General features: G+C 61.8%; 24 protein-coding genes, 1 tRNA gene and 1 pseudogene. 5 read left to right on the forward strand and 21 right to left on the reverse strand.

Features of this window, described 5'->3' with window-relative positions:
• Window positions 1-12 precede the first annotated feature (12 nt).
• The 8 genes from MHI61_RS21355 to ugpC all read right to left on the reverse strand — a co-directional run bounded on the left by MHI61_RS21355 (window position 13) and on the right by ugpC (window position 8529).
• Window positions 13-777: an SDR family oxidoreductase gene (locus tag MHI61_RS21355; RefSeq protein WP_239790421.1), complete on the reverse strand. Its 765-nt coding sequence runs from the start codon at window positions 775-777 to the stop codon at window positions 13-15.
• A gap of 3 nt (window positions 778-780) precedes the next feature.
• Entirely contained in the window at window positions 781-1665 is an 885-nt protein-coding gene (locus MHI61_RS21360; RefSeq protein WP_239790422.1) for an SMP-30/gluconolactonase/LRE family protein, read from the reverse strand.
• A gap of 10 nt (window positions 1666-1675) precedes the next feature.
• Window positions 1676-2479: an aldolase/citrate lyase family protein gene (locus MHI61_RS21365; protein ID WP_239790423.1), complete on the reverse strand. Its 804-nt coding sequence runs from the start codon at window positions 2477-2479 to the stop codon at window positions 1676-1678.
• Between the two features lie 10 nt (window positions 2480-2489).
• Window positions 2490-4235, reverse strand: a complete 1746-nt coding sequence (gene araD, locus MHI61_RS21370) for an L-arabinonate dehydratase (protein WP_239790424.1) — start codon at window positions 4233-4235, stop codon at window positions 2490-2492.
• Window positions 4232-5086 carry a carbohydrate ABC transporter permease gene (locus tag MHI61_RS21375; protein ID WP_239790425.1) on the reverse strand — a complete coding sequence of 285 codons (855 nt, stop codon included), beginning with the start codon at window positions 5084-5086 and terminating at the stop codon, window positions 4232-4234. The genes araD and MHI61_RS21375 overlap by 4 nt, the downstream gene beginning before the upstream one ends.
• Before the next feature lie 5 nt (window positions 5087-5091).
• The gene (locus MHI61_RS21380; protein ID WP_239790426.1) at window positions 5092-6027 is read right to left on the reverse strand and encodes a sugar ABC transporter permease; all 936 of its coding nucleotides are present in this window, start codon (window positions 6025-6027) and stop codon (window positions 5092-5094) included.
• A 141-nt stretch (window positions 6028-6168) separates the two neighbouring features.
• Window positions 6169-7404: an ABC transporter substrate-binding protein gene (locus MHI61_RS21385; RefSeq protein ID WP_239790427.1), complete on the reverse strand. Its 1236-nt coding sequence runs from the start codon at window positions 7402-7404 to the stop codon at window positions 6169-6171.
• A gap of 60 nt (window positions 7405-7464) precedes the next feature.
• Window positions 7465-8529, reverse strand: a complete 1065-nt coding sequence (gene ugpC / locus MHI61_RS21390; protein WP_239790428.1) for a sn-glycerol-3-phosphate ABC transporter ATP-binding protein UgpC — start codon at window positions 8527-8529, stop codon at window positions 7465-7467.
• A gap of 267 nt (window positions 8530-8796) precedes the next feature.
• Here ugpC and MHI61_RS21395 point away from each other — a divergent pair, with 267 nt between their 5' ends.
• Complete coding sequence (locus tag MHI61_RS21395) at window positions 8797-9843, forward strand: LacI family DNA-binding transcriptional regulator (RefSeq protein WP_239790429.1); 1047 nt, start codon at window positions 8797-8799, stop codon at window positions 9841-9843.
• A 186-nt stretch (window positions 9844-10029) separates the two neighbouring features.
• Complete coding sequence (locus MHI61_RS21400) at window positions 10030-11088, forward strand: LLM class flavin-dependent oxidoreductase (RefSeq protein ID WP_239790430.1); 1059 nt, start codon at window positions 10030-10032, stop codon at window positions 11086-11088.
• Window positions 11089-11179: 91 nt separating this feature from the next.
• Here MHI61_RS21400 and MHI61_RS21405 read toward each other — a convergent pair whose 3' ends face one another.
• From MHI61_RS21405 to MHI61_RS21440, 8 genes are all read right to left on the reverse strand, one after another.
• On the reverse strand, window positions 11180-12217 hold the full coding sequence (locus MHI61_RS21405; RefSeq protein WP_239790431.1) for a 4-hydroxyproline epimerase: 1038 nt from the start codon (window positions 12215-12217) through the stop codon (window positions 11180-11182).
• 45 nt (window positions 12218-12262) lie between these two features.
• On the reverse strand, window positions 12263-13513 hold the full coding sequence (locus tag MHI61_RS21410; protein ID WP_239790432.1) for an FAD-dependent oxidoreductase: 1251 nt from the start codon (window positions 13511-13513) through the stop codon (window positions 12263-12265).
• An 84-nt stretch (window positions 13514-13597) separates the two neighbouring features.
• On the reverse strand, window positions 13598-14872 hold the full coding sequence (locus MHI61_RS21415) for an alpha/beta hydrolase (RefSeq protein WP_239790433.1): 1275 nt from the start codon (window positions 14870-14872) through the stop codon (window positions 13598-13600).
• 597 nt (window positions 14873-15469) lie between these two features.
• Window positions 15470-16351 carry an aldo/keto reductase gene (locus MHI61_RS21420; protein WP_239790434.1) on the reverse strand — a complete coding sequence of 294 codons (882 nt, stop codon included), beginning with the start codon at window positions 16349-16351 and terminating at the stop codon, window positions 15470-15472.
• Between the two features lie 277 nt (window positions 16352-16628).
• Window positions 16629-17297: a methyltransferase domain-containing protein gene (locus tag MHI61_RS21425; protein WP_239790435.1), complete on the reverse strand. Its 669-nt coding sequence runs from the start codon at window positions 17295-17297 to the stop codon at window positions 16629-16631.
• A gap of 266 nt (window positions 17298-17563) precedes the next feature.
• Window positions 17564-17863 (reverse strand): hypothetical protein, encoded by a 300-nt coding sequence (locus MHI61_RS21430; RefSeq protein WP_239790436.1) that lies wholly within the window; start codon window positions 17861-17863, stop codon window positions 17564-17566.
• A 153-nt stretch (window positions 17864-18016) separates the two neighbouring features.
• Entirely contained in the window at window positions 18017-18388 is a 372-nt protein-coding gene (locus MHI61_RS21435) for a cell surface protein (protein ID WP_239790437.1), read from the reverse strand.
• Between the two features lie 189 nt (window positions 18389-18577).
• Window positions 18578-18898, reverse strand: a complete 321-nt coding sequence (locus MHI61_RS21440) for a hypothetical protein (protein ID WP_239790438.1) — start codon at window positions 18896-18898, stop codon at window positions 18578-18580.
• 107 nt (window positions 18899-19005) lie between these two features.
• On the opposite strand from MHI61_RS21440, the pseudogene MHI61_RS21445 reads away from it, so the two are divergent.
• Window positions 19006-19206: pseudogene (locus tag MHI61_RS21445) on the forward strand (class I SAM-dependent methyltransferase); the annotation flags it as partial.
• Window positions 19207-19734: 528 nt separating this feature from the next.
• Window positions 19735-21213 carry a hypothetical protein gene (locus tag MHI61_RS21450; protein ID WP_239790439.1) on the forward strand — a complete coding sequence of 493 codons (1479 nt, stop codon included), beginning with the start codon at window positions 19735-19737 and terminating at the stop codon, window positions 21211-21213.
• A gap of 122 nt (window positions 21214-21335) precedes the next feature.
• On the opposite strand, the gene MHI61_RS21455 is transcribed toward MHI61_RS21450, so the two are convergent.
• Both MHI61_RS21455 and MHI61_RS21460 read right to left on the reverse strand, forming a co-directional pair.
• Window positions 21336-21632, reverse strand: coding sequence for a hypothetical protein (locus tag MHI61_RS21455; RefSeq protein ID WP_239790440.1), 297 nt, complete (start codon window positions 21630-21632; stop codon window positions 21336-21338).
• A 28-nt stretch (window positions 21633-21660) separates the two neighbouring features.
• The gene (locus MHI61_RS21460; protein ID WP_239790441.1) at window positions 21661-21843 is read right to left on the reverse strand and encodes a hypothetical protein; all 183 of its coding nucleotides are present in this window, start codon (window positions 21841-21843) and stop codon (window positions 21661-21663) included.
• Window positions 21844-22046: 203 nt separating this feature from the next.
• Here MHI61_RS21460 and MHI61_RS21465 point away from each other — a divergent pair, with 203 nt between their 5' ends.
• Window positions 22047-22568 carry a hypothetical protein gene (locus tag MHI61_RS21465; RefSeq protein ID WP_239790442.1) on the forward strand — a complete coding sequence of 174 codons (522 nt, stop codon included), beginning with the start codon at window positions 22047-22049 and terminating at the stop codon, window positions 22566-22568.
• Window positions 22569-23124: 556 nt separating this feature from the next.
• On the opposite strand, the gene MHI61_RS21470 is transcribed toward MHI61_RS21465, so the two are convergent.
• The 3 genes from MHI61_RS21470 to MHI61_RS21480 all read right to left on the reverse strand — a co-directional run bounded on the left by MHI61_RS21470 (window position 23125) and on the right by MHI61_RS21480 (window position 25698).
• Window positions 23125-23739 (reverse strand): hypothetical protein, encoded by a 615-nt coding sequence (locus MHI61_RS21470; protein ID WP_239790443.1) that lies wholly within the window; start codon window positions 23737-23739, stop codon window positions 23125-23127.
• Window positions 23740-23977: 238 nt separating this feature from the next.
• Window positions 23978-24054 (reverse strand) — tRNA-Arg (locus tag MHI61_RS21475).
• 123 nt (window positions 24055-24177) lie between these two features.
• The gene (locus MHI61_RS21480) at window positions 24178-25698 is read right to left on the reverse strand and encodes a HAMP domain-containing sensor histidine kinase (RefSeq protein WP_239790444.1); all 1521 of its coding nucleotides are present in this window, start codon (window positions 25696-25698) and stop codon (window positions 24178-24180) included.
• Between the last annotated feature and the right edge of the window lie 173 nt (window positions 25699-25871).

A 25871-nucleotide genomic window follows, 5' to 3' on the forward strand; every position in this document is an offset into this window, starting at 1 on the left:
GTCGGTTGTCGGTCAGTTCTGGGTCAGGCCGGCATCGACGACGAAATTGGCGCCCGTACAGCCGCCGCTTTCGTCGGAGCCGAGAAACAGCGCCATGCGCGCCACATGGCTTGCATCCAGCCTGAATTTCAGCGCCTGCAGTTCGATGAACTGCTGGTTCTGCTCCGGCGAGGTCCACAGCTTCAGCTGCCGCTCGGTGACAACAGCGCCGGGCACGATGCAATTGACGCGGATTCCGGAAGGGCCGAGTTCGCGGGCAAGCGTCTTTGTCATGCCGTTGATCGCGGCCTTCGCGGTCGTATAGCCGACCATGCCCGGACGCCCGCGCATCCAGGAAATCGAGCCGAGCATGATGATCGATCCCGTCCCCTTTTCCGCCATGCGCGAGCTGACCGCCTGGGTGGCGAAGAACTGGTGATCGAGATTGAGCGACAGCGCCCTGCGCCAGCTATCCGGCTCGACATCGCTCATCGCATGACGATCATCCTTGCCGGCATTGTTGACCAGGGTAGCGATGCCGCCACACGCCTGCTCGATCTCGGCGATGGCAATCCGCAGCGCCGCAATATCGGTGATATCGCATAGCGAAAAGGCAGCACCGGTTTCGGCGGCGAGCTTTGTCCCTTCGACCGCGTCGATATCGATGAAGAAGACATTTGCGCCCTGCGCCGTAAAAGCCCTGACCATTTCCGCGCCGATCCCCGACGCGCCGCCGGTGATCAGCACAGCGCGGCCCTCAAGCGATGCATAGCGAACAGTGTCATAGGTGGATGGCATGGATCAGACTTCCGGATTGAAAAAAGGTTTTTGCAGCCCGGCGACATCGGTGCGCATGGCAAAGAGTCCGCCGGACAGCGGGAATGCTTCAAGCTCTGCCTCGGAGCGGCCGACGCTGGCGCTGGTGCAAAAGAGCATGCGCATGTCCGCACCGCCGAAGCTGACCATTGTCGGGCATCTGACGGGAACAGGATATTCGGCCAGCAGCGCGCCGTCCGGGCTGTAGCGCTGCACCCGGCCGCCCTCGAACAGGGCCGTCCAATAGCAGCCATCGAGGTCGACAGCGCCGCCATCCGGGCGGCCCTTGTCCGTTTCGCCGCCGAACCGGGCAAAGACCCGCCGGTTGGATGCGGTGCCGGTTTCCGGCGCGTAATCATAGGCGTAGAGCGTGTAGCGCAGCGTATCGGCGTGATAAAGTCGGCGTCCGTCCGGTGAGAAAGCGACGCCATTCGAGGTCAAGAGACCATCGGCCAGTCGCGCCAATCCGTTACGGTCGTACCGGTAAAGTCCGGCAATTCCCTTTTCGCGGCTTTCATCCACCGTTCCGGCAACGAACCGGCCCATCGGATCGACCATGCCGTCATTGAAGCGGCTGATCGTCTGGTCCTCAGGATTGTCGGCGAGCTTGCGAACCGGCCTGCCGTCGGTATCCAGCCGCCAGATTCCCGACCGCAACCCCGCCACGAAACCGCCCCCTGCGGCGAGGCCGATGCAGCCGACTTCTTCCGAAAGCTCAAGCGTCGTCAGGCCACCCGTCGGCGGGTCGAAACGATGGATGCGGCAGCGCTTGATATCGACAAAATAGAGCACCTGCTCGGCAACCGACCACAGAGGGCATTCGCCGAGCGACGTTTTTGCGTCGAGAACGAGGTCGAAGCCGGTGCGCACGGACGTATCCTCAATAGGCAGCGGCTGGTGCCGCGACAGGGGCCGCCTGCCCTTTCAAGACGCCGAGCCAGTCATTGGCGCGGCCGGTCATCATGGCGATATCGGATGCAATTGCCGCGAAGTCGTAGCCATAGCCGAGGAAGCGTTTCACCATGTCGGGATTGGGGCCGACGATGCCGATCGGTTTGCCGGCGGCATGTGCGTCCTTGGCCGCCTTTTCGATCAGCGCCTGGACCTCCGGATGGGCGATATTGCCGATATGGCCCATGGCGGCCGAAAGATCGCCCGGACCAACGAACAGCGCGTCGATACCTGCGACGGCGGAGATCTGCGGCAGCCGCTCGATCGCCTCCGGGGTTTCGAGCTGTACGATGGTGCAGACTTCACCATTCGCCCGCTTCAGATAGTCCGGGATCGTGCCGAATTTCGAGCCACGATGGACGGCGGCGACGCCGCGAATGCCCTGTGGCGGATAGCGGGTGTAGGACGCCGCCGCGCGGGCCTCCTCGGCGGTCTGCACGAAGGGCAGCATGACCGTGCGCGCGCCAGCATCGAGCACGCGCTTGACGAGCACCTGATCGTTCCAGGCAAGGCGCACCACGGCCTCGGCCGGCGTGCAGCCGATGGCGCGCAGAATGTCCGCGACGTCCGAAACCTCGACCGGCACATGCTCCATATCGACGACGAGAAAATCGAAGCCGGAATAGCCGAGCGCCTCGGCCGTTGCCGGAGCCGCGGCCATCAGCCAGGTGCCGAGCGGTGCTGGCCGGTCCTTTTCGGCAAGCCATGCCTTGAAGCGATTGGTCAGGCTCATGGTCGTCTCCTCAGTAGATCGCCGGATCGGGCACCACGGCCGTTCCGCTTAAGAAATCGAAATCGCAGCCCTGATCGGCCTGGCTGACATGCTGCTGGTAAAGGGCTGCGAAGGATCGCTGGTAGATCGGCGGGGCCGGTCTCCATGCCGCGCGGCGGCGGACCATTTCCGCCTCATCGACCCGCATGTTGATGGTCCCGGCGGTCACGTCGAGTTCGACGACGTCGCCAGTCTTCAGGAGCGCCAGCGGTCCGCCCACAGCGGCCTCGGGAGAGACGTGCAGGATGCAGGTGCCGTAATGCGTACCGCTCATCCGGCCGTCGCAGATGCGCACCATGTCGCGCACACCCTGCTTCAGAAGCTTCTTGGGTATCGGCAGATTGCCCCATTCCGGCATGCCCGGTGCACCCACCGGGCCGGCATTGCGCAGCACGATCACCGTGTCCTCGGTGATATCGAGATCGGGATCGTCGAGCATCGTGTTCATGACGCCCGGATTGTCGAAGACGATGGCGGGGCCGACATGCTTCAGGAATTTCGGGCTGGCTGCGGAGGACTTCATGACGGCGCCGTTCGGGGCCAGGTTGCCGCGCAGAACTTCCAGCGTCTTGCCGCGCGACAGCGGCACCACCGGATTGTCCTCGCCGCGAATGACGTCGTCGTTCCAGCAGTCCGCCGCAGCGATATTGTCGCCAAGCGTTTGGCCGTTGACCGTCGGTCGCGTCAGATCGAGGTGACGTGAAAACTTGTTGAGAAGCGCCAGAAGACCGCCGGCGAAATAGAAGTCCTCCATCAGGTACTCGCCCGATGGAAAGACGTTGACCGCCACCGGCACCTGGCCGGCCATCGCCGCCATATCGTCGAGCGATAGATCGACACCGGCGCGGCGCGCCATGGCGATCAGATGGACGGCCGCATTGGTGGAGCCGCCGAGCGCCATGTAGGCAACCAGGCCGTTGAGAAAGCTCGCTCTGTCCAGGATATCGGAGGGTTTCAGGTCTTCCCAGACCATCTCGACGATCCGGACACCACAGGCCGATGCCATGCGCGGATGACCGGAATCGGTGGCGGGGATGGAAGAGGCGCCCGGCAGCGTCAGCCCCATGGCGTCGACGATCGATGTCATCGTCGAGGCGGTGCCGATGGTGTTGCAGGTGCCGGCCGAGCGCGTCATACGGCTTTCGAGGTCGATCCAGTCCGACTGGGTGATGTTGCCGGCGCGCAGTTCGTCCCAATATTTCTTGGTATGTGTGCCGGCGCCCGTCTTCATGCCACGCCATTGCCCGTTCGACATCGGACCTGCCGGGCAGTAGATCGCCGGAATATCCATCGAAATCGCGCCCATAAGCAGGGCCGGGGTAGACTTGTCGCAGCCGCCGAGCAGCACGGCCCCATCGACCGGATGCGAGCGCAGCAGTTCCTCGCACTCCATGGCGAGAAAATTGCGGTAGAGCATGGTGGTCGGCTTCACCATGACCTCTCCGACCGAGAGCGCCGGCATTTCGACCGGATAGCCGCCCGCCTGCCAGACGCCGCGCTTCACCGCCTCGGCACGATCGCGCAAATGTGCATGGCAGGGGCTCATCTCGCTCCAGGTGTTGATGATGCCGATCACCGGCCGCCCCATGAACTCGTCGCGGCGCATGCCCATCTGCTGCGTGCGCTGTCGGTGGGCAAAACCGCGCATATCGTCCGAGGCGAACCAGCGCTGGCTGCGCAGTTCCGAAAGATCGCGTCTCTTCTTCACCTCGTTCATCCCTTGATGCCCCCCGCCGTCAGGCCGGAGACGACGCGCTCCTGGAAGATGACGATGAGGATGGCGACCGGCACGATGCCGGCGACCAGCGCTGCCGAGATCACCGGCCAGGGAAAGGCGAATTCGCCCTGATAAAGCTGGATGCCAACCGGCAGCGTGCGCAATGACGGGTTGGAGTTGAAGGACAGGGCCAGCAGGAATTCATCCCAGGCATTGACGAAGGCGAGGATGCCGGCAGTGAAGACACCAGGCGCGCAAAGCGGCACCACCACCTTGAACAGCGCGCCCATACGGGTGCAGCCGTCGATCATCGCGGCATTTTCCAGATCGCGGGGAATGCCTTCGAAGAAGGAGACCAGCATCAGCGTGCAGACCGGCAGGCTCAGCACCGTGTAGGGCAGGATCAGCGCCGTCCAGCTGTTGAGGAGATTGAGCGCCCGCATGATTTCGAACAACGGCACCAGCAGCGTCACCAGCGGGAATGTCGAGACGGCGATGATCAGCGACAGGATCAGCCCGCGATAGGTCAGATTGAGCCGGGCGAGCGCATAGGCCGCCAGCACCGCGACGAACAGCGTCAGTGCGGTCGACAGCAGCGCCACCATGAAGCTGTTGAACAGGAAGATGTGCAGCGGCTGGTCGGAGAAGGCCTGCACATAGTTCTGAACGGTCGGAGCATGCGGGATCCAGGTAATGGGCTTTGCCGTCAGCTCGGCTTCGGTCTTCAGCGATGTAAACAGGATCCAGAGCGCCGGGAACATGCCGTTCACCAGAAGGATGCCGGCAGCGATGACACGCAGCGGCCTGCCGGACAGGAAGGACGCCGAACCGGGGGCTGTCGTCGTTCTCATGAATGTTACTCCTTGGTCCGGATCATGCGGAGATAGACGGCGGTCACGCACATCGACAGCGCGAACATCACGACGGCGAGCGCCGATCCATAGCCGAGATCGAGGAAGGACACGGTGTTCTGGTGGATGTACATGGCAAGCGTCGCGGTGGATGTGCCCGGCCCGCCGCCCGTCATCATGTAGGGGATGTCGAAGGTCTGCAGCGCGGTGATGGTGCGGAAGATCAGCGCCACGACGATCGAAGGCTTCAGCAGCGGCAGGGTGATTTCGAAGAACTGGCGCAACCGTCCGGCGCCGTCCACGTCCGCCGCCTCGTAAAGCGAGCGCGGAATGGTCTGCAGACCGGCCAGGATGATCAGCGCCATGAAGGACGACGTCTTCCAGATGATCGTCAGACAGATGGCGGCGAAGGCCCAGTCCGGCGAGTTGAACCAGATGATCCCCTCGAACCCGAAGCGGTTCAGCACATCGTTGACGACGCCATATTCCGAGTGGAAAAACCACGCAAAGATCAAACCGGCAAAGGAAAGCGGCAACGCCCAGGGAATAAGCAGCGACAGCCGGACGGGCCACTGCGTCCGGAAGGGCAGGTTGGCGAGCAACGCAAGTGCAAGCCCCAGCAAAAGCGCGCCCGGCACGGTGATCAGTGTGATCAAGATCGTATTCCAGGTGGTTTCCCAGAATACCGGATCGTCGATCATCAGGCGGTAGTTTTCCAGCCCGGCGAATTCCGCCGGCAGGCCCGAGGTGAGCGATAGGTTGAGGAAGCTCGTATAGATGAGCCGACAAACCGGATAGACGATGATCAATGCCAGAAGAAGGCCGGCCGGCGCGAGGAGCAAAACGGCAAGGGCACGGTCGCTGAGATCGAGCCACCGAGTCCAGACCGCTGGCTGATGCTCACGCGTATCCGTCGCCTTGAGTGTGGTTGTCGTCGCCATGGTCTCGTTCCGAAACGTTGAGAGGTTTGAAGGGCAAGGCCGATGCCTCGTCCGTTGCAACCGGATGCTGCTCGTCCGCCTTGAGGAGGTTTCCCCTCCCCGGAGGAAAGGGAGGGGATTGCGCAAGGAGTTACGGGCTCCTCACCGCAGAATGCGTTTCAAGCGTGCGCCGATCTGATCGGCACCGTCTTCCGGCGTGGTCACGCCGGCGAGAACGGCGTTGACCGTGGTGCGGATGACTTCACTCACTTCGTTGTAGCGCGGCGTCACCGGGCGCGGCTTGGCGGTCTCGACCACCTGCAGTGCATCGGCAAACCACGGCGCACTCTTCGTCACCTCGGCGTCCTGGTAGAGACCGGCATAGGTCGGCAGCAGCGAGCCGTTGATTGCCATGAACTTCGAAACTTCTTCAGATGACAGGTATTCGACCAGCTTCTTCGCTTCGTCCTGATGCTGCGAATAGGCGGAAACGCCCCATTCCCAGCCGCCGAGGCAGGTTGCCTGCTCGCCGCCGGTCATGGCCGGCAGACGGGCAACGCCGACCTTGCCGGCAACCGCGGAGTCCTTGCCCTGCGCCTGCGCCCAGGCATAGGACCAGTTGACGGCGAAGATGACGTTGCCAGCCTGGAATTCCTTCCGCGTGTCGTCGGTGCCGACTTCGGCAATGTTCTTCTTGGCAACGCCGTCGTCGGCAAAAGCCTTCCAGAGACTGAGCGATTTGATCGCCGCGTCGCGATCGAAGGTCAGGCGACCGTTATCGGTCAGCGTCTTGCCCTGACTCCAGTACGGCAGCAGGAAGGTGCAGACCGCGCCTTCGATCGCCTTGCCCTGGAAGGACAGACCCTGGAGATCGGCATTTCCTTCGCCTTCGGCGATCTTCTTGGCGGCAACTTTCAGCTCATCCCAGGTCTTGGGCGGCTCGATACCGTATTTTTCCAGAAGGTCCTTGCGATAGTAGAGAAACTGCGAATCCGCGAAGGCCGGCAGCGCGATCACCTTGCCATCGACGGTGTTGGCGCTCGCATAGGCCGGCAGATAGGAGGACATGTCCTTGCCGGGGAAATCGCTGGTCCAGCCGGCAGCTGCAAATTGCGCCGGGCGAATGACGTCGAGGATCAGAACGTCGAGAGAGGTGTCCTTGGCCGACATCACCGTGTTCAGATACTGCGCCTGGGCTTCGGACGTGTTGCCGCCGGTCTCGATCTTGACCTTCACATCCGGATTGGCGGCTTCATACTTGTCGAGCGCCTTGCGCCAGACGTCCGGCTGGTGCTGGCTGGAGATGTAGATGTTCAGCGCCGTCTCGGCCGAAGCCGGCATCGCGAAAGCCAGCATCGCGCCGCAGAACAATGCCCCGATTGATTTCGAAAAAGTCATGATTTCCTCCCGTTTGATGTTTGGTCGCGCGATCTTGGCATCCTCCACCGCGCAGGGTCGTCAATGGACGGCGCGCTCCGTCGCGGCGTCAAAAAGATGGATTTTCGCGGGATCCACGCCGATCTTCAGCGTTTCGCCGGCCTTGACCCGCGTCTCCGGCGGCATTCGGGCCGTCAGGATTTCGTTGCCGACGGCGAAGTGGACGAGCGTATCGGAGCCGAGCGGCTCGACGACCTGAACGTGACAGGTCAGGGCGACCTCCGACGCGTTTGCCGCGAAATGCTCCGGACGGATCCCGACGACGAATTCGCGGCCATCGACCGCGGGGACCTGGGTTGCCGACAGCGGCAGGCGGTCTCCGTTGGCAAAGACCAGATGGCCGCCATCGGCCCTTGCCTTGGCAAAATTCATCGCGGGCGATCCGACAAAGCCGCCGACGAAGACGCTGGCCGGGCGGTTGTAGACCTCGTCCGGCGTTCCGACCTGCTCGATCTCACCGCCGCGCAGGATGACGATCCGGTCGGCCAGCGTCATCGCCTCGACCTGGTCATGGGTGACGTAGATGATTGTCGTGCCGATTGCCTGATGCAGCTTCTTGATTTCGGTGCGGACCTGACCGCGCAATTTTGCATCCAGATTGGACAGCGGCTCGTCGAAAAGAAAGACCTGCGGACGGCGGACGATGGCGCGACCCATGGCGACGCGCTGACGCTGGCCGCCGGACAACTGGCCAGGCCGGCGATCGAGCAAATGGGAAATGCCGAGCATGTTGGCGGCCTCGTCCACCCGCACCGCAGCTTCTCCGGCGTTGATCCCGCGCACCTTCAGGCTGAAACCCATATTCTCCCGAACCGTCTTGTGCGGATAGAGCGCATAGTCCTGAAAGACCATGGCGATATCCCGTTCACGCGGCGCCAGCCGGTTGACCACACGGTCGCCGATCCTGACCTCGCCGCCGGTGATCGCCTCCAGCCCGGCAACCATGCGCAGGGTCGTGGATTTGCCGCAGCCCGACGGACCAACGAAGACCACGAACTCGCCGTCGGCGATCTCAAGATCGATGCCCTTGACGATGCGAAGGGCACCATAACTCTTGTCCAGCGCCCGCAGGCTCACTCCCGCCATTCAAACCTCCCGGAGACGGAACCGTGTCCCGTGCCCATCTTCATTTCCCGCAGCAATAATAGCGCTACGATTTTCTTTTGCAAGCCTCCCCGTTGAAAATTGCCGCGGGTGAATTCGGACAAGCCAGACCCGGCAAGGAAAATTTGCCGACTTATCGAGTTTTATCAGGCAAATGGGCGCAATTCCCGTCAATGGCAATTGTTCAACGCAAGCCTATGGGTTATTATGCAATGAAATAATAGCGCTACTATATCGACGGGATAAATAGTGGATACTCAACGCTCCGCGAAGCCGACCCGAAAACGCCGCAAGATGCAGCGGGTGACGATGATGGATGTCGCGGCTCGGGCCGAGGTCTCGCCGTCGACCGTCTCGCTCTATCTGCGCAAACCGGACGCCGTATCGGCGTCGGCCAGCGAGGCGATCGCAAAATCGATCGAGGCTCTCAACTATGTCCCGAACCTGATGGCCGGAGGGCTCGCCGCCGCCTCTTCGCGCGCCGTCAGCATCATCGTGCCATCGGTACGCAATGCCTTCTTTGCCGAAACAGTTGCAACCATGCAGGCCGAACTGGGCAAGGAGCGGCTGCAGGTGCTGCTCGGCCACACCGAATACAGCGAGCGCGAGGAGGAGAACCTCGTACGAATGGCCTTGTCCTGGGCGCCGGCGGCGATCGTGCTGACGGGGCTTAGCCACAGCGATGCGACCAGGAGGCTCCTGCGCGAAAGCAGTGTGCCGGTGGTCGAAATCTGGGAACTCGGCTCAGAGCCTATCGAGATGGCCGTCGGTTTCCACCACCAACAGGTCGGCCACTCGATGGCCGCGCACCTTGTTCAACGAAATCGCCGCAATCTCGTCTTTCTCGGCGCCCGACTGCAGGAAGACAAAAGAGCGGCGCACCGCGCCGAGGGATTTGTAGAGGAAGCCCGCAAAACCTCGGGTGCTACCGTCGAAATCATCCAGCATCCGGCACCGTCGAGCGCCGAAGTAGGCGCCATGCTTCTTGGCGAAACCATGCGGAAATTTCCACAGGTGGATGGCATTGCCTGCTCCAACGATCATATGGCGCTCGGCGTAATCTTCGAATGCCAGCGGCTCGGAATCAACATCCCCGGACAGCTTTCGGTGATCGGCTTCGGCGATCTCAGCTTCAGCGCCGCCTCAAATCCCTCGCTCACCACCATCCGTCCGCCGGGAGATCTGATCGGCACGGAGGCTGCGCGCCTGATCCTTGAGCGCATAGCCGATAGCGGCGAAAGAAGGCCTACGGTCATCGATACTCGTTTCACGCTGCTTCATCGGCAAAGCAGTTGACGAGGACAATCTGCCGCACGCGGCAACCCCCGCTTCGAAAATTGAACTACGAAACAGGAGAAGGACAAAAGCGCCGTTCCTTCCTTCGACAGGCAGGGGCTGCTACCAGAGACACTTGCGCCAGAAACCGGGCCGATAGAGAAATGCCGCGCGAGATTGCGCCGACGAGACCGGAGATACCCACATATGACCACCGCCTGCGAAGTCAGCTGGTTTTCCGCTCTGTGCGACGACGACTACGAATTCCTCGGCTCTCCCGATCCACGGCTACTATCGAGCTTCGAACACTGTCGCGATATCGTCCTGCAGGCTGAAAGCGGCGGCTTCGACAATATTCTGCTTCCGTCCGGCTATGCGCTCGGCATTGATACGACAGCTTTTGCTTCGGCGATGGCAACGCTCACGCGCCGGATCAAACTCCTGATGGCAGTTCGCATTGGCGAAAACTGGCCAGCGCAGCTGGCCCGCCAGATCGCCACCATCGACCGCATCGCTCATGGCCGCCTCTCGGTCAACATCATCTCCAGCGAGATGCCTGGAGAAACCCTTGCGAGCGGCCCGCGCTATGCCCGCACCATCGAGGCCATGTCGATCCTGCGCACGCTGCTTGATGGAAAGCAACTCGATCACGACGGGACCTTCTGGAAGCTGAAGGTCGATCCGCCGCGGATCGCTCCGCTGTCGGGACGCTGCCCGCAATTCTATTTCGGCGGTCTATCCGAGGATGCTCGCGAAGCAGCGGCAGCAGGTGCCGACATCTATCTGATGTGGCCAGACCGGATGGAAGCCGTCCGTGAGACGATTGCCGATCTTCGCAGCCGGGCACAGGCGCGTGGCCGCGCGCTCCGCTTCGGCTACCGCGTGCATGTCGTCGTCCGCGAAACCGAATATGAGGCACGACTTGCCGCCGACCGGCTGCTGTCGAAACTCGATGACGCCACGGGTGCAGCCATCCGGGCGAAATCGCTCGACAGCCAGTCCGTCGGCGTCAGGCGCCAAACCGAACTGCGCGACCAGGCCGGCAGCGAGGGTTATGTCGAGGACAACCTCTGGACAGGTATCGGCCGCGCCCGCTCCGGCTGCGGTGCTGCGATCGTCGGCGATCCCGACCAGGTTCTGGCCAAACTGCAGGCGTATCGCGCGGAGGGAATCGAAGCTTTCATTCTTTCGGGCTACCCGCATACCACCGAGGCCGATCTTTTCGCACGTCTTGTTTTGCCACGGCTGGATCATGGGCCGCTGTGACGAGACCTATCGAAACTTGCTCGCCTCGGTGAGAGGCAAATCGAAGATGTGATCCGGCGCGCTTTGGAACAAGACGCCACCCTTCCCTGGCCTAAATCTCCCCCGCCGACGGCCCCCAGACATCCGTCAGCGCGAAGCCGCCGGGATGCGGGTCGAAGGGATCGAGCGCCACCTGGGTGAGGCCGAAGGTAAAGCCGCGGCCGGTGATGGTGGGGATGACGGCCGGGCGGCCGGCGACCTCGGTCACCGCCTGCAGGCCGACCTCGAACTGCGAGCCGATGATCGATTTCGAGGTGAAGACGTCGCCGACCTTCGCCTTGTCGCGGGCATGGAGCGCGGCGAGATTGGCGGAATTGCCGGTGCCGCAGGGCGAGCGGTCGGCCCGGCCCGGCCACATGGTGGTGCAGGTGCGCACCGTGCCGTCGGCCTCGGTATCGCGAAACATGACATAGGCGACGCCTGAGATTGCCGGGATTTGGGGATGGACGACCTTGATGTCTCGGTTGATCAGCTCCTTGAGGATCATGCCGGCCTGGACGAGGCCGGCGGCATTGGCCTTTTCGATCGTCAGATTGATCTGGCCGACATCGACCAGCGCATAGAAGATGCCGCCATAGCAGAGATCGGCTTTGATCCTGCCCCAATGCGGCGTGTCGATCTCGACATCGAGCTCATGCACGAAGGAGGGCACCATGGTGAGCTTGACCTTTTCGCAGCGGCCGTCGCGGCAGGTCGCCGTCGCCTTGACGAGACCGGCTGCGGTCTCGAGCGTTACGACCGTTTCGGGCTCCTGCATCTCGACGATGCCCGACTCCAGTAAGGCGGTCGTCACGCAGATCGAGTTCGAGCCGGAGCTCGCATGCGCCTGGTCGGGCTGCAGGATGATGAAGGCGGCGTCCGCTTCCGGGTGGCGCGCCGGCAGCAGCAGATTGACCGAGCCGATCGGGGCGCCGCGCGGCTCCAGGCAGAGGAAGCGGCGCAGCTCGTCGCCCTTCGGATCGGTGTTCAGCCAATGCAGCTGGGCGGCGATGGTATCGCCCGGGATCTTCGGCACGCCGCCGATCGCGACGCGACCGATCTCGCCTTCGGCATGGACATCCAGCAGCTGGATCGTGCGCTTCCATCTCATATCGAAAACTCCAGTTCAGACGTAACTGTTGAAGATTCTCTTGCCTTAGTATCGGTCGATGCGGAACGGGGTCAGGTCGACCGGCGGCTCAATGCCGGTCACCATATCGCCGATCAGCCGCGCTGTCGTCGCGGCATAGGTCAGGCCGAGATGGCCGTGGCCGGTTGCATAGAAAACACCCGGCATTTTCGACGACGGCGAAATGATCGGGATCGTATCGGGCAGCGCCGGGCGATGGCCCATCCAGTCCGTCGCCTCCCCGAGTTTCAGCCCGGGCAGCGCACGCTGGGCGTGGCGCACCAGCACCCGCGGACGGCGGAAGTCCGGCGCGGCATCGAGACCGGCGAGTTCGACATTGCCGCCGACGCGGATGCCGCCGGCCGTCGGCGTCACCATGAAGGCGCGCGCCGGCCAGATCACCGAATAGCGCATGGATATGCCCGGCTTCATGATCTGCGTGTGATAGCCGCGCTCGGTTTCGAGCGGGATCGGCTCGGCGAGCTTTTCGGCCAGAAAACGGGTGTGGACGCCGGCGGCGAGCACGACGGAATCGGCCTCGAGACGGCGGTCATCGTCGAAGAGGACGACGACGGCGCCATCGCCCTTGCGCTCGATGTTCCTAACGGCGCCGGAGACAACGGCCGCGCCCGCGGCCTTGGCCGCCTCGGCCAGTTTTACCACCAGTCTATAGGGATCGCGGATCGACTTGTTGTCGGGCAGCAGCACGGCCTTGGCGATGACAGGCGAAAGAGCCGGCTCATAATATTGGATGGCGCCGTTGCTCAAGACTTCGAATTCGAGGCCGTAACGCTGCATCATGGCGAGGTGGCCGCGGTCGGCGGCGAATTCCGCTTCCGTCTCGTAGATGGCCAGACACCCCTCCTCCGTCATCAGGTCGGAGGCGCCGATCGCCTGCAGCATCTCCCTGAGATCGCCGAGCGCGCGCTGCGACAGGCTCATGCCGGCATCTTCGATTTCTCTGAGGCGCGACGGGCGGCCGGCGGCGAGGAAACGCAGAAACCAGGGCAGCATCTTTGCCGCATAGGAGGGCCGCAGCCAGACCGGGCCTTCGGGATCGAGTAGCCAGCCGGGCATTTTCTTCCAGGTCGAAGGACCGGAACCGGCAGCAAAATCGAGCGCGATGCTCGCCATATTGCCGAAGGAGGTGCCGCGTCCGGGCTCGCCTTTGTCGACCAGCGTCACTTGAAGGCCACGTCGCTGCAAGTCGAAAGCAATGGAGGCGCCGATCACCCCCGCGCCGACGACAACAACCCTCTTCTTCGTCTCTTCAGCCATGCCATCAACCCAACCGCACGGCAGACAAGACCGCCGCTTCGTCAGCCTGATATATCAGATCAGCGGCGATTGCCTACGAAATTTTTACTGGCTTGCGGGCAGGCCGGCGCCGACGCTGTCGCCGACCGAACCGACGGTATTGTCCACCGACTGGCCGAGACGCTTCAGCTGGGCGTCGTAATTGCGCCGGGTGCGCGGATCGAAGATGGCGATCGGGGTGCTGACGGCGACGCCGACGGCACTTCCGGCGGTCTGGGCAGCGCCCATCGCCACGGCGCCGACGGCCTCGCCGAGGCCGACATTGGAATCGGTGATTGTCTGGCCGGCAATCAGCCGGTCGCCGATCAGCTTCACCACTTCGGGGCTTTCGGCGAATTTGCCGTGGTTCAGCCGGTCGCCGCCCTTGAGCTTGGTGAGATCGAGAACGGTGATGCCGGCCGCTTCGAGCTTGCTGCGATAGGGCTCGGCCGAGGGGTCGATCTGGCCGAGGCGATCGATATTGCCGGAGATGCGCCGCGACAAGGCGAGCGCCCGGTCGTCCTGCGAGACGAAGATGGTGAAATGCGGCCTGTCCTGGCCGAGGCTTGCGAACTGGCGGCCGAAGACGTCGACATCGAGATCGGGCGAAGCGAGAATGACATTGTTGATCTTGGAGGCCACGTGGCCGTTGCGGATCGCCATCTGCCGGAGCGCTTCGACGGTGAGCCAGGTGCCCATCGAATGCGCCATGATGGTGACATCGCTGACGGCAGGATTGGCGGCGGTTCGGGTCAGCAGCTCCTCCAGCGCGTCGCGGGAATAGTTGGTGCTTTCCTTGTCGTAATTGTAATCGAAGATGCTGGCGCGTGAGGGCCAAGTGAAGACGACGGGGGCGACGTCGGCATGGGAATCATGGACGATCTGGGCGAAGCGGTAGACGGCGTCCTCGTACCGATTGTTGAAGCCGTGCACGAAGACGAGCACACGGCGGCTTTTCGGCATATGGGTTTTCAGCCAGGTCTCGCCCGCCCGCTCGCCCTCGAGCGGATCGACCGACACGGTAACGAAATCGCGTAAGGGGTCGGCCGGCAGCCGCTTTGGCCATTGCACCTGGCCGACCTTGCGATTGGCATCCGGCGGAATGGAGACATCGACGGCATTGACCGTGAGCCCGGTGCCGCGTTCGCCGGAGAAAAGCACGGCGGGATTGTCATCGGCAGCCCGCGTCGTCGCCACCAGCAGATCGACCTTCGAGGTCCCAGGCGGCACCGTGCCGGCCGCCTGCATGACGCCGACCGGTCTGCCGCCGCAGCCGGCGAGCACCAGCGCTACCAGAAGACCTGTCAGGGCCGCATGCGGGGCGCGCCATCTGCCGATCATGATCAAACTCCAACCGGTGCGCGCACCGGACAGGGGCGCCCGTTCAAATAGTCCGTCGACGCCTGCCGAGTCAAACCGCGGTGAAAACTTCGGGAAAAGAAAAGAGCCTGGCGCGGGAGGAGGTGCGCCAGGCTCTTGATCCTGACTGACAACTGGGAGGAGGAGTGTTGTCAGTCCGATGTAAGAGCGCTGGGAGGAGGAGTGCGCTGCTTACGAAGATAGTGATAACCCATTCATTTGATCGGGAATAGCGAAAATACCGCAATGCAGCAATGCATCCAGCGCAATGCTCGCCCTTAAAATAACAGATCAACGCCTCATTTTGCGGCATGTTTGACCAAATGGTCAAATTCTGCTGAAAAATGAGGCCTCGTTGATCGCCGATGGCTCGGCCAGCCCAAGACCCCTCCCCACAAGGGGGAGGGGCTAAGCCGCAGCACCCGGCGGCGACCAAAAGTAAAGTCTTACCGGCTGTTCCCGTTCTTCAGATTAGCATGATGGACGTTGAAGCGGTGCGGCATCCTAGCCCCTCCCCCTTGTGGGGAGGGGTTGGGGAGGGGTCTGGGCTGGGCACTGCCATCGGCTGCCGTCGCCCGCTCAAGCCGCCTTGAACACCCTCCGGCCTTCGGCATCCAGCGCCGAAAACTCCTCGTCCGACAGGGTGATGTCGACGGCCGCGACATTTTCTTCCAGATGCTTGACCTTCGAGGTGCCGGGGATCGGCAGCATCACCGGGCTGCGCTTCAGCACCCAGGCGAGTGCGATCTGGCTCGGCGCGGCATTGTGCTTCCTGGCGATCGTATCGAGCAGCGAGCCGGGCTTGGCGAGATCGCCGGCTGCGAGCGGATACCAGGGGATGAAGCCGATATTGTGCTTGGCGCAATAATCGAGCACATCCTCGCTGGTGCGATCGACGAGATTATAGCGGTTCTGGACGGTGGCGACCTTGAAGTGCTTCGAGGCCGCCTCGATTTCGGCGACGGAGACCTCGCTCAAGCCGGCATGGCGGATGAGGCCGGCGTCGAGCAGCGATCTGATCGCATCGAACTGTTCCCTGGCCGGCAATTTCGGATCGATGCGGTGAAGCTGCCAGAGATCGATCTGCTCGACCCCGAGATTGCGCAGGCTCTTATGCGCCTGCTGGATCAGATATTCGGGACGGCCCACCGGCAGCCAGATGTCGGGGCCGTGGCGGGTCAGGCCGCCCTTGGTGGCGACGACGGACTTGCCGCCATAGGGATGCAGCGCCTCCTTGATCAGCCATTCGGAGACGTCGGGGCCGTAGGAATCGGCCGTATCGATGAAATTGACGCCAAGCGCCGGCAGGCGCTTCAGGGTGCGGATGGATTCGGCGTGATCTTCGGGCTCGCCCCAGATGCCCTTGCCGGTGACGCGCATGGCGCCGAAACCGAGACGATTGACCTCGATCTCGCCGCCGATCCTGAAGGTGACTGACTTGGCTGCGTTGCAACTGGCCATGATCTTTCCTCTCTTGGTCAATGAAATGGTTTGAAGTCTGCGGGACGGCCGAAAGCCGCCCCGGTCGCCGCGGCTGGTGGCGGCGGCGTTTGAAACGCGAATGTCTGCCCGCTCTGGCGATGCCGCTGAGCCGCCCGTCGCCGCGGCATCGGGAAGCAGCCACCGCGACGCTTGAGATATAGGATGGTGCCACTGACATAACAGGGATGGCGCCGGAGACATGGCGTCAAAGCGACGCCGGAGCGGATGCCGGCGCTCCTATGTTAACGCCTGCTGTTCAGGCGCCGGTTTCGCCGGAAAAGGCGACGACGTCGATTTCGGCGTCGCTGTCGCGGTATCGCAGGCGCTCGCGGGAAAGCTCCAGCGGCTTGCGGCGGGAAATCCGGTAGACCGAGGCCGGCGGCAGGTTGCGCACCGTGCCGCCGATGCGCACGGCCTTCAGGCCGAGGCGGTCGAGGATCGGCCGCGGCACCGGACAGCGCGGGCCGTAGGTGAACTGATAGATCGCCCCGCCCGGCCGCATATAGGCGAAGACGCCGGCAAGGATCGAGGCGATCTTGCGCGGCGACATGGACAGAAGCGGCAGGCCGCTGATGACGGCGCCGACCGGTTCGTCCTCGAAAATATCGGCCTGGGCTAGGTGGGCGGCATCCATCTGCAAGACGCGCGCCGCCGGGAATCGCGCCTGTAGCGCATTGATAAATTCAGGCCCATATTCGATCAGGGTGAGATCCGCCTCGCTGACGCCGCGGGCGAGCAGCGCCCGGGTGAACACGCCGGTGCCCGGGCCGAGCTCAATGATCGGCCCATCGAGCGCCGCAATTTCGCTGGTCATGATCCTGGCCAGGGAATCCCCCGACGGCGCGATGGCCGCCACCCGAAGCGGGTTGCTGATCCAGGAGCGGAAAAAATGCAGGAAATCGGAGCATGCAGCCTTTGCGGTCATGACTGTTCCACCTGTCTGAAATTCAATTGAGTATCAATGCGACCATCGCGGCCAGCATGGCAATTCCAAGGCAGAGACGTCAATCGCCTGTGTGAGCCGGCGTTTGCGGCGATTTTTTTCCACCGGCGTCCGGCATGTTTCCGCATCCATGGCTTTTTGCCATCATTGACATGGCGGGCGATCGCGCAAAAGCTGGCGCCGCTTCGGCCACCGTCCACATGGAAAGGGGCGGCCCGGAAGCCGCCCCTCAGCCTGATGGCGAGGCCTCAATAGTTGCAGCTGGAGCTGCTTGTCGGGTTGAAGCCGAGCTTGCAATCCATGTTCAGCGGCTTCTTCGGGTTCATCATATAGGGTGAAGCCATGGTACCAGGGCCGCGCTCGCCGATCGAACCGGTGGTGCGCCTGTCGTGCTGCACCTGGGTTTCTTCCTGGGCAACCGGCTGCTTGACCGCGCCCTGCTCCGTCGCACTTGACTCGAGGGGAGCCGCTTCGGCCGAGAACGAGGAAAGACCGAGCATTGCGCCGAGGGCCGCGGCCGCCAGGCCGCTCTTGAATGTCGTGATCATGATCGTCTCCTTGGGAGGATTCAGGAATTTACGCCGAGAAGTTAGGAAGCGGATCTGTCACATACTACCGCACCGCAACACGGGTCACGAACATGTGAGCGGCGCCCCGAGCGAGAAAAAGGCGGCTCGTCGCCGCCTCTTTCCTTTGCCGGCTCAATAGCCGTTATCGCAGGGCATGCTGCCGGGACCGATCGATCCAGAAAACGTAGGGTTGCACATTGTCGGAGCCACCGGCCTGTTGACGGGCTGGCGGATGATCGCACCGGTCGTGCCGGCTTCGACGCCGAAGGCGGCCCGCGGATACCAATAACCATCGGAATGGCGGCGGGTGCCGGGATGTTCCGTGGCAAAGCCTCGATAGCCGTGCCAGGTGCCGGCATGTGCCTTATATTGCACTGCTTTCGCCTCCGAGACGATGGCCGGCCGAAGTGTGGGAACGGGTGCGGCCTCAGACGGAACGATCGCCGACAGGGCGACAAGGGTGCCAATGGCGGTGTTCAAAGGGACAAGAATGAATATCTTCATGATAAACCCTCCTTCGCGGATTTACCCTGCGAAAATGCCTTTGCGACCGGCGGAGTTCCGCCATCATGCGCGACTTCCAAAACTCGTGATTGCACGCTATCCGGCGTGACCTTATCGGGAAAAATCGTGAAATACGCGATCAAAGGAAAGGCGCCAACGGCACCGGAGCGGAAATACGATTCTCTGTTCTCAATTCGCGTATAATGTCCGGTAGCCCTGGCCGGAGAGGCAGGCGACATATTGCCGATGGGCGGCGGCACGCGCCGTGGTTTCGGCTTCCAGCTCATCGGCCCCGGCGTAGCCGGTCAGCTGGGCGCGCAGCTGATACTGCTTCCTCGCCTCGTCGTACATGGCGTTGCCGTCGGTCATGCAAAGGCCGTGCGCAACATAAGGCGGATTGACCGGCACGCCGACCGCCAGGAGAACGGGATCATTGGCATGGTCGATGCAGCCGGCAAGGCCCGTCACCATCGCCAGGGCAGCCAGAGCCCGAAAAATTCCCACCGTCATGCATTCCTCCGGCTGAAGCGCCTCGCGAGATTATCAGACCTGCGGATACATCAGGAAGGTTGCGTGAAACTAGGCTGTCGCGGAGGCATCCCATTCGGAGATTGCGGGGGACATTGAAGGAACTCGGCATGGATGTCGCCTTCGTCGGCGAATATGTGTCGACACAGGTGCACGCGCTCGAGGACCGAATTCCCCCGCTTTATTGGCTTTATGAAGCTTTCGGCCTTCTGCTTCGCCCGACTACGGCTGGGAAGATCGGGGGTTGGGAGACGGAATTCCCAATCGTGGCAAAGGAACTTCGACCGTAACCTCCGCACCGGAATCTATAGAGCACGGAATCCCGAAGTGGGATTTTTTTCTTCCTGCCGACGCGCCCGCGTTTGTCGCGGCAATCTTGCGGTCGGTCTCGGACCATTTCCGGCACCTTTCCGCCGTGCATCGCTTCCACTCGGCGGCGGGCGGCGCACCTTCATGGTCACCGACAAACGTCAGCGCGAACCGGTTGGGATGCGCAGCCCTGCTGCTGCCCGCCACGGCTAACTGGTAAACCACGGGCTTTGCAACGCCAAATTCTATCGTGTCGTGGCCGGGATAGGATGGGGGCAATAAGGACGAATGCTCCTATCTCTATCTCATTTGCAGCGCGCGTCGTGGAAAAGAGAATTCGGGGGTTGATAGAAACCCGAAGAAAGAAGCTGAGCCTTTAAAACCTGAAGCAGTTGCGCGCAAAACGATTGTTGCGGCAACGACCCTACCCGTTCTCTTCATATGCAATTATGCTCGCCTGCCGACAGATGGACGGCACCCGACAACCTTCAATCAGAGGCCCCGCCCCCATGACATCACCGCACTGGAAGAGATTTGTCTGGTTTTGCCTGTGCCTCACACTCTCCCATCCGACATGGTCCGCCGGCGGCGTCACGATCCCCGGCTACGCGCCAGCGACCGGCGTCGAGCGCAGCTACCGCGTTCAAAAAGCGACCGAAACCGATATGTCGTTCTGGTTCGACAAACCAGGCGCCCCGCCGGTGACGGCGCGCGGCGCGTTTCGCCAGGCTATGACCGTCCTGTCGCGGGATGAAGACGGCATGGGGGTCCGCTGGTCCCTCAGCGCCGACTTGCCGGAAGACATTGCGGGCCTTGCCGATAGCTACCAGATGAACCTACTCTATCGGAACTCCCTCACGGCCTATGGCATCACCGCGCTCGAACTCGAAACCGACCTGAACGGCAACCCGCGCGGTCTCTCCGGTGTCGATCAGATTGTGGCGCATATGCGGGAGATGGCGGCCAATGGACAGGGTGGAAACCCCGCGGTGGGGGAACGCGGGCTCTATGACATCATCGCCAAGCTGGAGACAAACCCTCTTCAGATTGTTGCCGCCTTGGTGCCGGAGGCGCAACTGCTTGCCACAGGGCAGTCCTATCAGGCAGAGACCATGGAGATTGGCCAGGCCTCGGCGACCTCGCAAGACGAAGATTATGGCGGCGTCAGTGTCCCGGTGACGTCGACCTGGACTCTGGAATCGATTGACGCAACCGCACGCACAGCAACCCTTTCACTGTTGGAGGAAGCTGATACCGCAGCATTCAGCCAGTCGCAGCAGGCGGCGATCGCAAAGCTGATGAACGGCTTTGCCGAGCGGGCAAAGAACCTGACCGCCGATCAACTGGCTTCCGTCAAACGCGCCAGCAAGAGCCGCAACGTCGAGCTCGTGGTGTCCCTGAACGATGGTTCGACGCTCGAAGCGTCGGAGATCGTAACCGTTGAGGCAGGGGGGACGACGTTGCGCACATACACCCACATCCAACGCGAGGATATGCCGGCCAACTTGCAGCTTGCCGCTGTGCTGACGGCAAAGGACTTGCAAACGCCCGATTTGCATATCGAGCCGCTGCCATCGGTCAAGGCCGGACCGGGCTTCCTGGATGAGCTTTCGACACCGCCTGCCCCACCGACGGCATCGCAAGATACGACCGTTGCTGCAGACAATGACGCGGCCAAGGCGATTGCACCCGTCTCGCTTGAGGTGAAGAGTGCGGAGGTAACCCTGTCCCCCGTGTCCTACGACCATGGCCTGAATATCGTGCTCACCCCGGAAAGTGCTGCCAAATTCCGCGATTTCACGCAGACGGTATTGGGACGACAAGCACAGATGCTGATCAGCGACAAGGTCGTCATGGAGGCGTGGATGAGGGAGCCGATCATGGATGGTCGCATCGTTCTGGCGGGAACGGATAGGAAAGATTTGGAAGCGCTGGCGGAACAGTTGAAGGTTCCCGGGGTCAAAATTCTCGTCCGGTTACGCCCATGAGGGCGCCATCTGTATCGTCTGCGTTGCGAGAGGCATCATCGGCCGCGCCTCGGTGATGCCCTTCATCTCAGTAGCTGGGTCGGCCGCCGATGACAAAATAAATGGGTGAACGACACCGGGCTTCAATCCTTCGCTTCAAGGATCAGTCGTATCAGCGTTCCGTCACTTGCCGCAGCGCTGATTGCCGTTGCGATCTGCCGGAACGGTTCACGCGCGACGAGCATCTCTGGCGGAGGATGTTTTCCGGGACCGAGATCTATGAAGGCTGAACACTCATGATCCGAGTTGAGCATCGCCATGAATGATGTCGCGACGATCGTTTCGCCGCAGGCAGCGCAGCGAAGAATGTACGAACCGCGGTGGACGATCGATTCTGTTTTGTCCAATGCGCACGACGGGCACGCCAACATGTTGTTCATTGCTTCACCTCAGCGTGAGCACGCGGGCCTATGAGACGGCCGCCAGAACGACGGCGATGGCGAGCAGCAAGGGACCCATCCACTTGAAGTGACGAACCACCGGCGGCCGGCTGGCCGGATTGCCGGGAAACGGCAAATAACCAAAGCCGACGGAGGACATCCATAGGCCGGCGCAAAACATGATGATTTCGTCGATATAGGCTGCGATCATTGGCTCTCCTGCCTTCGAAAGGGCGCTGCGATATCGCGTCTCCGCGCCCGACGCCGCTCATCCTACTCATCAGCACGGCCAGACGGAAGTGGAGAGTGGAGCCGAGAGATTAAACTTCGGGTAGCAAAACGACTTCGAATCCCCTACGCATTCGAAACGCGCAACACGCGAGTTTGCTACAGCCGCCCTGTCAGGAGTATTCCATGCACAACACGAAAATCATTCGCTCCGCCGCCTTCTCTGTGTGTGTCGCTTTTGCGACATTACCCGCCGAACACGTTATGGCCGGCCCAGCCAAGGAAAAGTTCTTTGATGCTGCCCTCTGCAAACCACCCTATACGATGACCTCAGCAATGGAGATCTATGATGCCGTTGAAGCTCTGGCCAAGCCGGACACGTCATCCTTGGGTGCGGCGATCTACAAACTCCCGAACCAGATAGGGCGCGACGGCTTCAAATCGACCGAGGTCTTCTTTGCGAATAACGCGTTCGGAATTTTGGTCGAGGGCGAGCGTGCCGACGCTCTGGCCGCAAAATATGGTTTGAAGCCGGAGACCTCGGATCTGCTTGGCACATCCACCAAGGGTTATTCGCGCGAGCTGCCGGCGGATCTGCAGCCGGAACCGGGAATGGCCGGCCCGGGAAAGGTCTCCATCGTTGCGCGCCAAGGCGATGCCTTGCCAGGCAAAACCTTGCTAGCGTGTGAATTCGTTCAGGAGTTCTAAGAGCCTCCGCATGCATCTGCGCAGGACATCCGTGCCTTTCGCCCATGTCGGCCGGAGAGGATCTTTGGACAGGCGACGATGAAACCCGCAGCTATATTCGACTGCCGCCCCGGAAGTCCCTGTGAAGCTTGCCGACCTGGAGAACCCCGCCGAAGCAGTTGGTGGCGGGCGGTGACGCCATATCAGCGATGGTCCCGCTTCTGGAGCAGCGCCTCGCTGAGCTGCATGGCTATGAAGAGCTGTCCAGGTCCAAAACCGAGATTGGGATCGAGCCGCACGGCCTACCTTCCGGCACCTTTCCGGAGTGCATCGCTTCCACTCGCCGGTCGGTGGAGCACCTTCATGGTTGCCAACGAAGGTCAGCGTAAACAGGTTGGGATATGCGACGCCACTGCCCGCCCGGCCACATCTGCGACGGTGCATCGTGGGAAAGACCCGAGGGAAACTGATAGGAAATCCTTCGGCCACCCTCTAAATTTCACCGGTTACAGTAAAACGTTTTTTGCCAAGCTATTTTACTCGTCATATTTTCTAGGATCGCATTGTTGTTGCTCACTCACGTATGTCGAAAGCGCGCATCAAGGCGATAGCGGTCCGGCTCTTTAAATTCTAGTTCCCAACCGACATCGACGGCGCTGCGATCAACGAACTTGTCCAACGCCTCTTCAACTTCAGGCTCGACGCGGCCATAGTCGTGCCTCAGCGTGATCAGTTCCAAAGTGACGACCGTATCGATCTCAAAAGCTGCAAAAAATTCAGTCTTGCCAGACGCGCGCACCCTGTAACGACCGCCGCCAAGATGGTTCAGGCTGAGATCGAGTTGATCCACGCTATCGTGAGAAGCCGTCTCTGTGACATAAAGTAGGGCCGGAAATGTGTCGTCGCCGGTCTCTTCGTAATCGTGCGAAATGCGGAAGCCGTCCAGCATCGCAGCGTCGCGAGATGCAAAGGTCGATGACGGCAGGTCTATCTCGTTTGTATAAAAGCGTGGCCCCTTGTTACCATCTGGCAAAGGTGCTGCCTGTATCATCAGGTTTAGCCCGAGCGTGCCGCCGCGATAGGGAACCACTGTCTCAAGCCCCAGGCGTGTCGACGTGATTTCGAGATCGTATTCGGCACCACCTTCAGGGCGGAACCCCATTCGACCATATGGAACGGATATTTCTGTCATCAGCTTTCAAACCTATGCGTTTACAGGTTCCGTTCGCCAGCCGCCATTCGGCAATCCGCTCGCCAGAGTCGCGCGGTTGATTTCAGGAATTTAATCGCGTCGCGACAATTCCAACATCTGCGAAACCGATTTTCGGTCTGATTATGCTGAAATCGTTCGGAAAAGTCAGCACCCCCGCCCCAAAGGCAACTTAATGGCCAAAAAGGCAAAATAGCGAGGCACTCGACATGAAAAGGAATGGCGCACCCGAAGAGATTCGAACTCCTGACCCCCAGATTCGTAGTCTGGTGCTCTATCCAGCTGAGCTACGGGTGCGTGGCAGAAGCGGCGGTGCCGCTTGCGTGGGCGATCCTCTAAAGGGTCCTTTCGGACAATGCAAGAGCATTTCTGAAAAAATCGCGCGTTTGCCTGATTGCGGTCGCGGCGGGCGAAATTCCTTCACTTCTCGCTGTGCGTCCGGTTGCGGTAATCATCCAGCGAGACCGGGCGATCGGGGATTTCGATGCGGAACTGGGTGCCGACCGTTGGTTTTTCCACAAGCGCGATGGTGCCGCCATGGGCAAGCACCAGCTCGCGGGCAATGGTGAGACCGAGGCCGGTGCCGCCGGAACGGGCCGAGCCACGGAAGGCGGCAAACAGGTTCTGGCGCGCCTTCAACGGCATGCCGGGGCCGGTATCGTCCACCGTGATGCTGACGACGCTGCCGACGCGCTGGGCGGAAACGGTGATGCGCCTGACAGCGCCCGGGCCGCCCTCGCCCGGCGCGGTCAGCGCCTGCAGGGCGTTGCGCGAGAGGTTGTGAATGACCCGGAAGAGCTGTTCACCATCGGCATCGACCTCGAGATCGGCAGCGAACTGCTCGATGAATTCGATGCCGCTTTGCGGGTCGATCGCCAGCATGTCCTTGACATCCTGGGTCAGCTCCAGCAGCCGGACATGGCGGCGGCGCGGGGCGGATTCGCTCGCCTTGCCGTAGGACAGCACCTCGGTGGTATAACCGACCGCCCGGTCGATGGTGCGCAGCAGCTTCGGCGCGAAGCTCTTGACCATCGGATCATCGACATCGACCAGCCGGTCCGACATCAGCTGCGCGGAAGCCAGGATATTGCGCATGTCGTGATTGATCTTGGAAACGGCAAGCCCGAGCGCTGCCAGGTTCTTCTGCTGCTTCAGCGTCTTCTGCAGCTCCATCTGCATCGAGGTGAGATTGCGGCCGGCCACCGCCAGCTCGTCGCGGCCGCCGTCGCCGATATAGATATGGGCCGGGTTTTCGGGATCGGAGGAGAATTGCTGCATGCTGCCGGTCAGCCGGCGGATCGGGCCGATAAGGAGACGGTTGATCGCAAAGAAGATCAGCGTCGCCGTGAACAGCGAGATCAGCACCGACAGCAGCAGCACGTTGCGGGAATAGGCGAACATCGCCGTGCGCAACGGCCGGTCCTTCATCACCACCTCGACGCCGACCTTGGTTTCGCCCACAGGACCATAGACACGGATAATGCGGCTGCCGCCGAAGATCAGGGTGTCGAGCGCGTCGCGGATAGACGTCAGCGGCGGTACGTCGGTCAGATCATAGGATTCGTCGACCGAGGCCGGCATGTCTGTTGTCGCCAGGAGCCGTGAGGTGCCTTCCTTGCGCAGCACGATCGCCTTGGTGCCGGTCGCCTCGAGCGTCTCCTTCTGCAGCGCACGCGGCAGCTCGATCGGCTGCAGCCCATCGATGACGATGGCGGCGGCGGCGGCCGTGTTCAGCCTGTCCTGCAGCCAGCGCATGCGCATGCTGGCGACCGAGGGAAAGAAGATCAGGATTTCGGCGAGCATGATGAAGAAGACGGTGAGCCAGAGCAGCTTACCGGACAATCCGCCGAACATGCCGACAGACGGGCACCGTCCCTTGGCGGCCTCGCCGGCCGCCGGGATGTCTGCCGAAGGATCGTTGCCCTGGTTTCGAACCGGCATGCGAAGTCTCGCCCGATCAGCGGCATGCGGCCGCCCTCATCCGCTAGAGCATGATGTCGTCCGAAAACCGCTTACACTTTTCGGCATCATGCTCTGGAGCCTTATATTAGACCAACAGGCTCCGCTTTCAAATCTTTGCGACCAGCGTCACGTCGTCACAAAGAAAACGCCGC

The organism is Rhizobium sp. K102 (assembly GCF_022385315.1).
Taxonomy (GTDB): domain Bacteria; phylum Pseudomonadota; class Alphaproteobacteria; order Rhizobiales; family Rhizobiaceae; genus Rhizobium; species Rhizobium croatiense.

What these genes read in the sequence shown, in the direction of transcription:
- MHI61_RS21410 (WP_239790432.1), bottom strand. Translation starts at nt 13,513, where the DNA reads ATGGCTGAAGAGACGAAGAAGAGGGTTGTTGTCGTCGGCGCGGGGGTG.
- MHI61_RS21465 (WP_239790442.1), top strand. Translation starts at nt 22,047, where the DNA reads ATGCACAACACGAAAATCATTCGCTCCGCCGCCTTCTCTGTGTGTGTC.
- MHI61_RS21415 (WP_239790433.1), bottom strand. Translation starts at nt 14,872, where the DNA reads ATGATCGGCAGATGGCGCGCCCCGCATGCGGCCCTGACAGGTCTTCTG.
- MHI61_RS21455 (WP_239790440.1), bottom strand. Translation starts at nt 21,632, where the DNA reads ATGAACAACATGTTGGCGTGCCCGTCGTGCGCATTGGACAAAACAGAA.
- MHI61_RS21380 (WP_239790426.1), bottom strand. Translation starts at nt 6,027, where the DNA reads ATGGCGACGACAACCACACTCAAGGCGACGGATACGCGTGAGCATCAG.
- MHI61_RS21420 (WP_239790434.1), bottom strand. Translation starts at nt 16,351, where the DNA reads ATGGCCAGTTGCAACGCAGCCAAGTCAGTCACCTTCAGGATCGGCGGC.
- MHI61_RS21430 (WP_239790436.1), bottom strand. Translation starts at nt 17,863, where the DNA reads ATGATCACGACATTCAAGAGCGGCCTGGCGGCCGCGGCCCTCGGCGCA.
- MHI61_RS21405 (WP_239790431.1), bottom strand. Translation starts at nt 12,217, where the DNA reads ATGAGATGGAAGCGCACGATCCAGCTGCTGGATGTCCATGCCGAAGGC.
- MHI61_RS21400 (WP_239790430.1), top strand. Translation starts at nt 10,030, where the DNA reads ATGACCACCGCCTGCGAAGTCAGCTGGTTTTCCGCTCTGTGCGACGAC.
- araD (WP_239790424.1), bottom strand. Translation starts at nt 4,235, where the DNA reads ATGAACGAGGTGAAGAAGAGACGCGATCTTTCGGAACTGCGCAGCCAG.
- MHI61_RS21435 (WP_239790437.1), bottom strand. Translation starts at nt 18,388, where the DNA reads ATGAAGATATTCATTCTTGTCCCTTTGAACACCGCCATTGGCACCCTT.
- MHI61_RS21450 (WP_239790439.1), top strand. Translation starts at nt 19,735, where the DNA reads ATGACATCACCGCACTGGAAGAGATTTGTCTGGTTTTGCCTGTGCCTC.
- MHI61_RS21460 (WP_239790441.1), bottom strand. Translation starts at nt 21,843, where the DNA reads ATGATCGCAGCCTATATCGACGAAATCATCATGTTTTGCGCCGGCCTA.
- MHI61_RS21365 (WP_239790423.1), bottom strand. Translation starts at nt 2,479, where the DNA reads ATGAGCCTGACCAATCGCTTCAAGGCATGGCTTGCCGAAAAGGACCGG.
- MHI61_RS21470 (WP_239790443.1), bottom strand. Translation starts at nt 23,739, where the DNA reads ATGACAGAAATATCCGTTCCATATGGTCGAATGGGGTTCCGCCCTGAA.
- MHI61_RS21355 (WP_239790421.1), bottom strand. Translation starts at nt 777, where the DNA reads ATGCCATCCACCTATGACACTGTTCGCTATGCATCGCTTGAGGGCCGC.
- MHI61_RS21440 (WP_239790438.1), bottom strand. Translation starts at nt 18,898, where the DNA reads ATGACGGTGGGAATTTTTCGGGCTCTGGCTGCCCTGGCGATGGTGACG.
- MHI61_RS21480 (WP_239790444.1), bottom strand. Translation starts at nt 25,698, where the DNA reads ATGCCGGTTCGAAACCAGGGCAACGATCCTTCGGCAGACATCCCGGCG.
- ugpC (WP_239790428.1), bottom strand. Translation starts at nt 8,529, where the DNA reads ATGGCGGGAGTGAGCCTGCGGGCGCTGGACAAGAGTTATGGTGCCCTT.
- MHI61_RS21425 (WP_239790435.1), bottom strand. Translation starts at nt 17,297, where the DNA reads ATGACCGCAAAGGCTGCATGCTCCGATTTCCTGCATTTTTTCCGCTCC.
- MHI61_RS21385 (WP_239790427.1), bottom strand. Translation starts at nt 7,404, where the DNA reads ATGACTTTTTCGAAATCAATCGGGGCATTGTTCTGCGGCGCGATGCTG.
- MHI61_RS21375 (WP_239790425.1), bottom strand. Translation starts at nt 5,086, where the DNA reads ATGAGAACGACGACAGCCCCCGGTTCGGCGTCCTTCCTGTCCGGCAGG.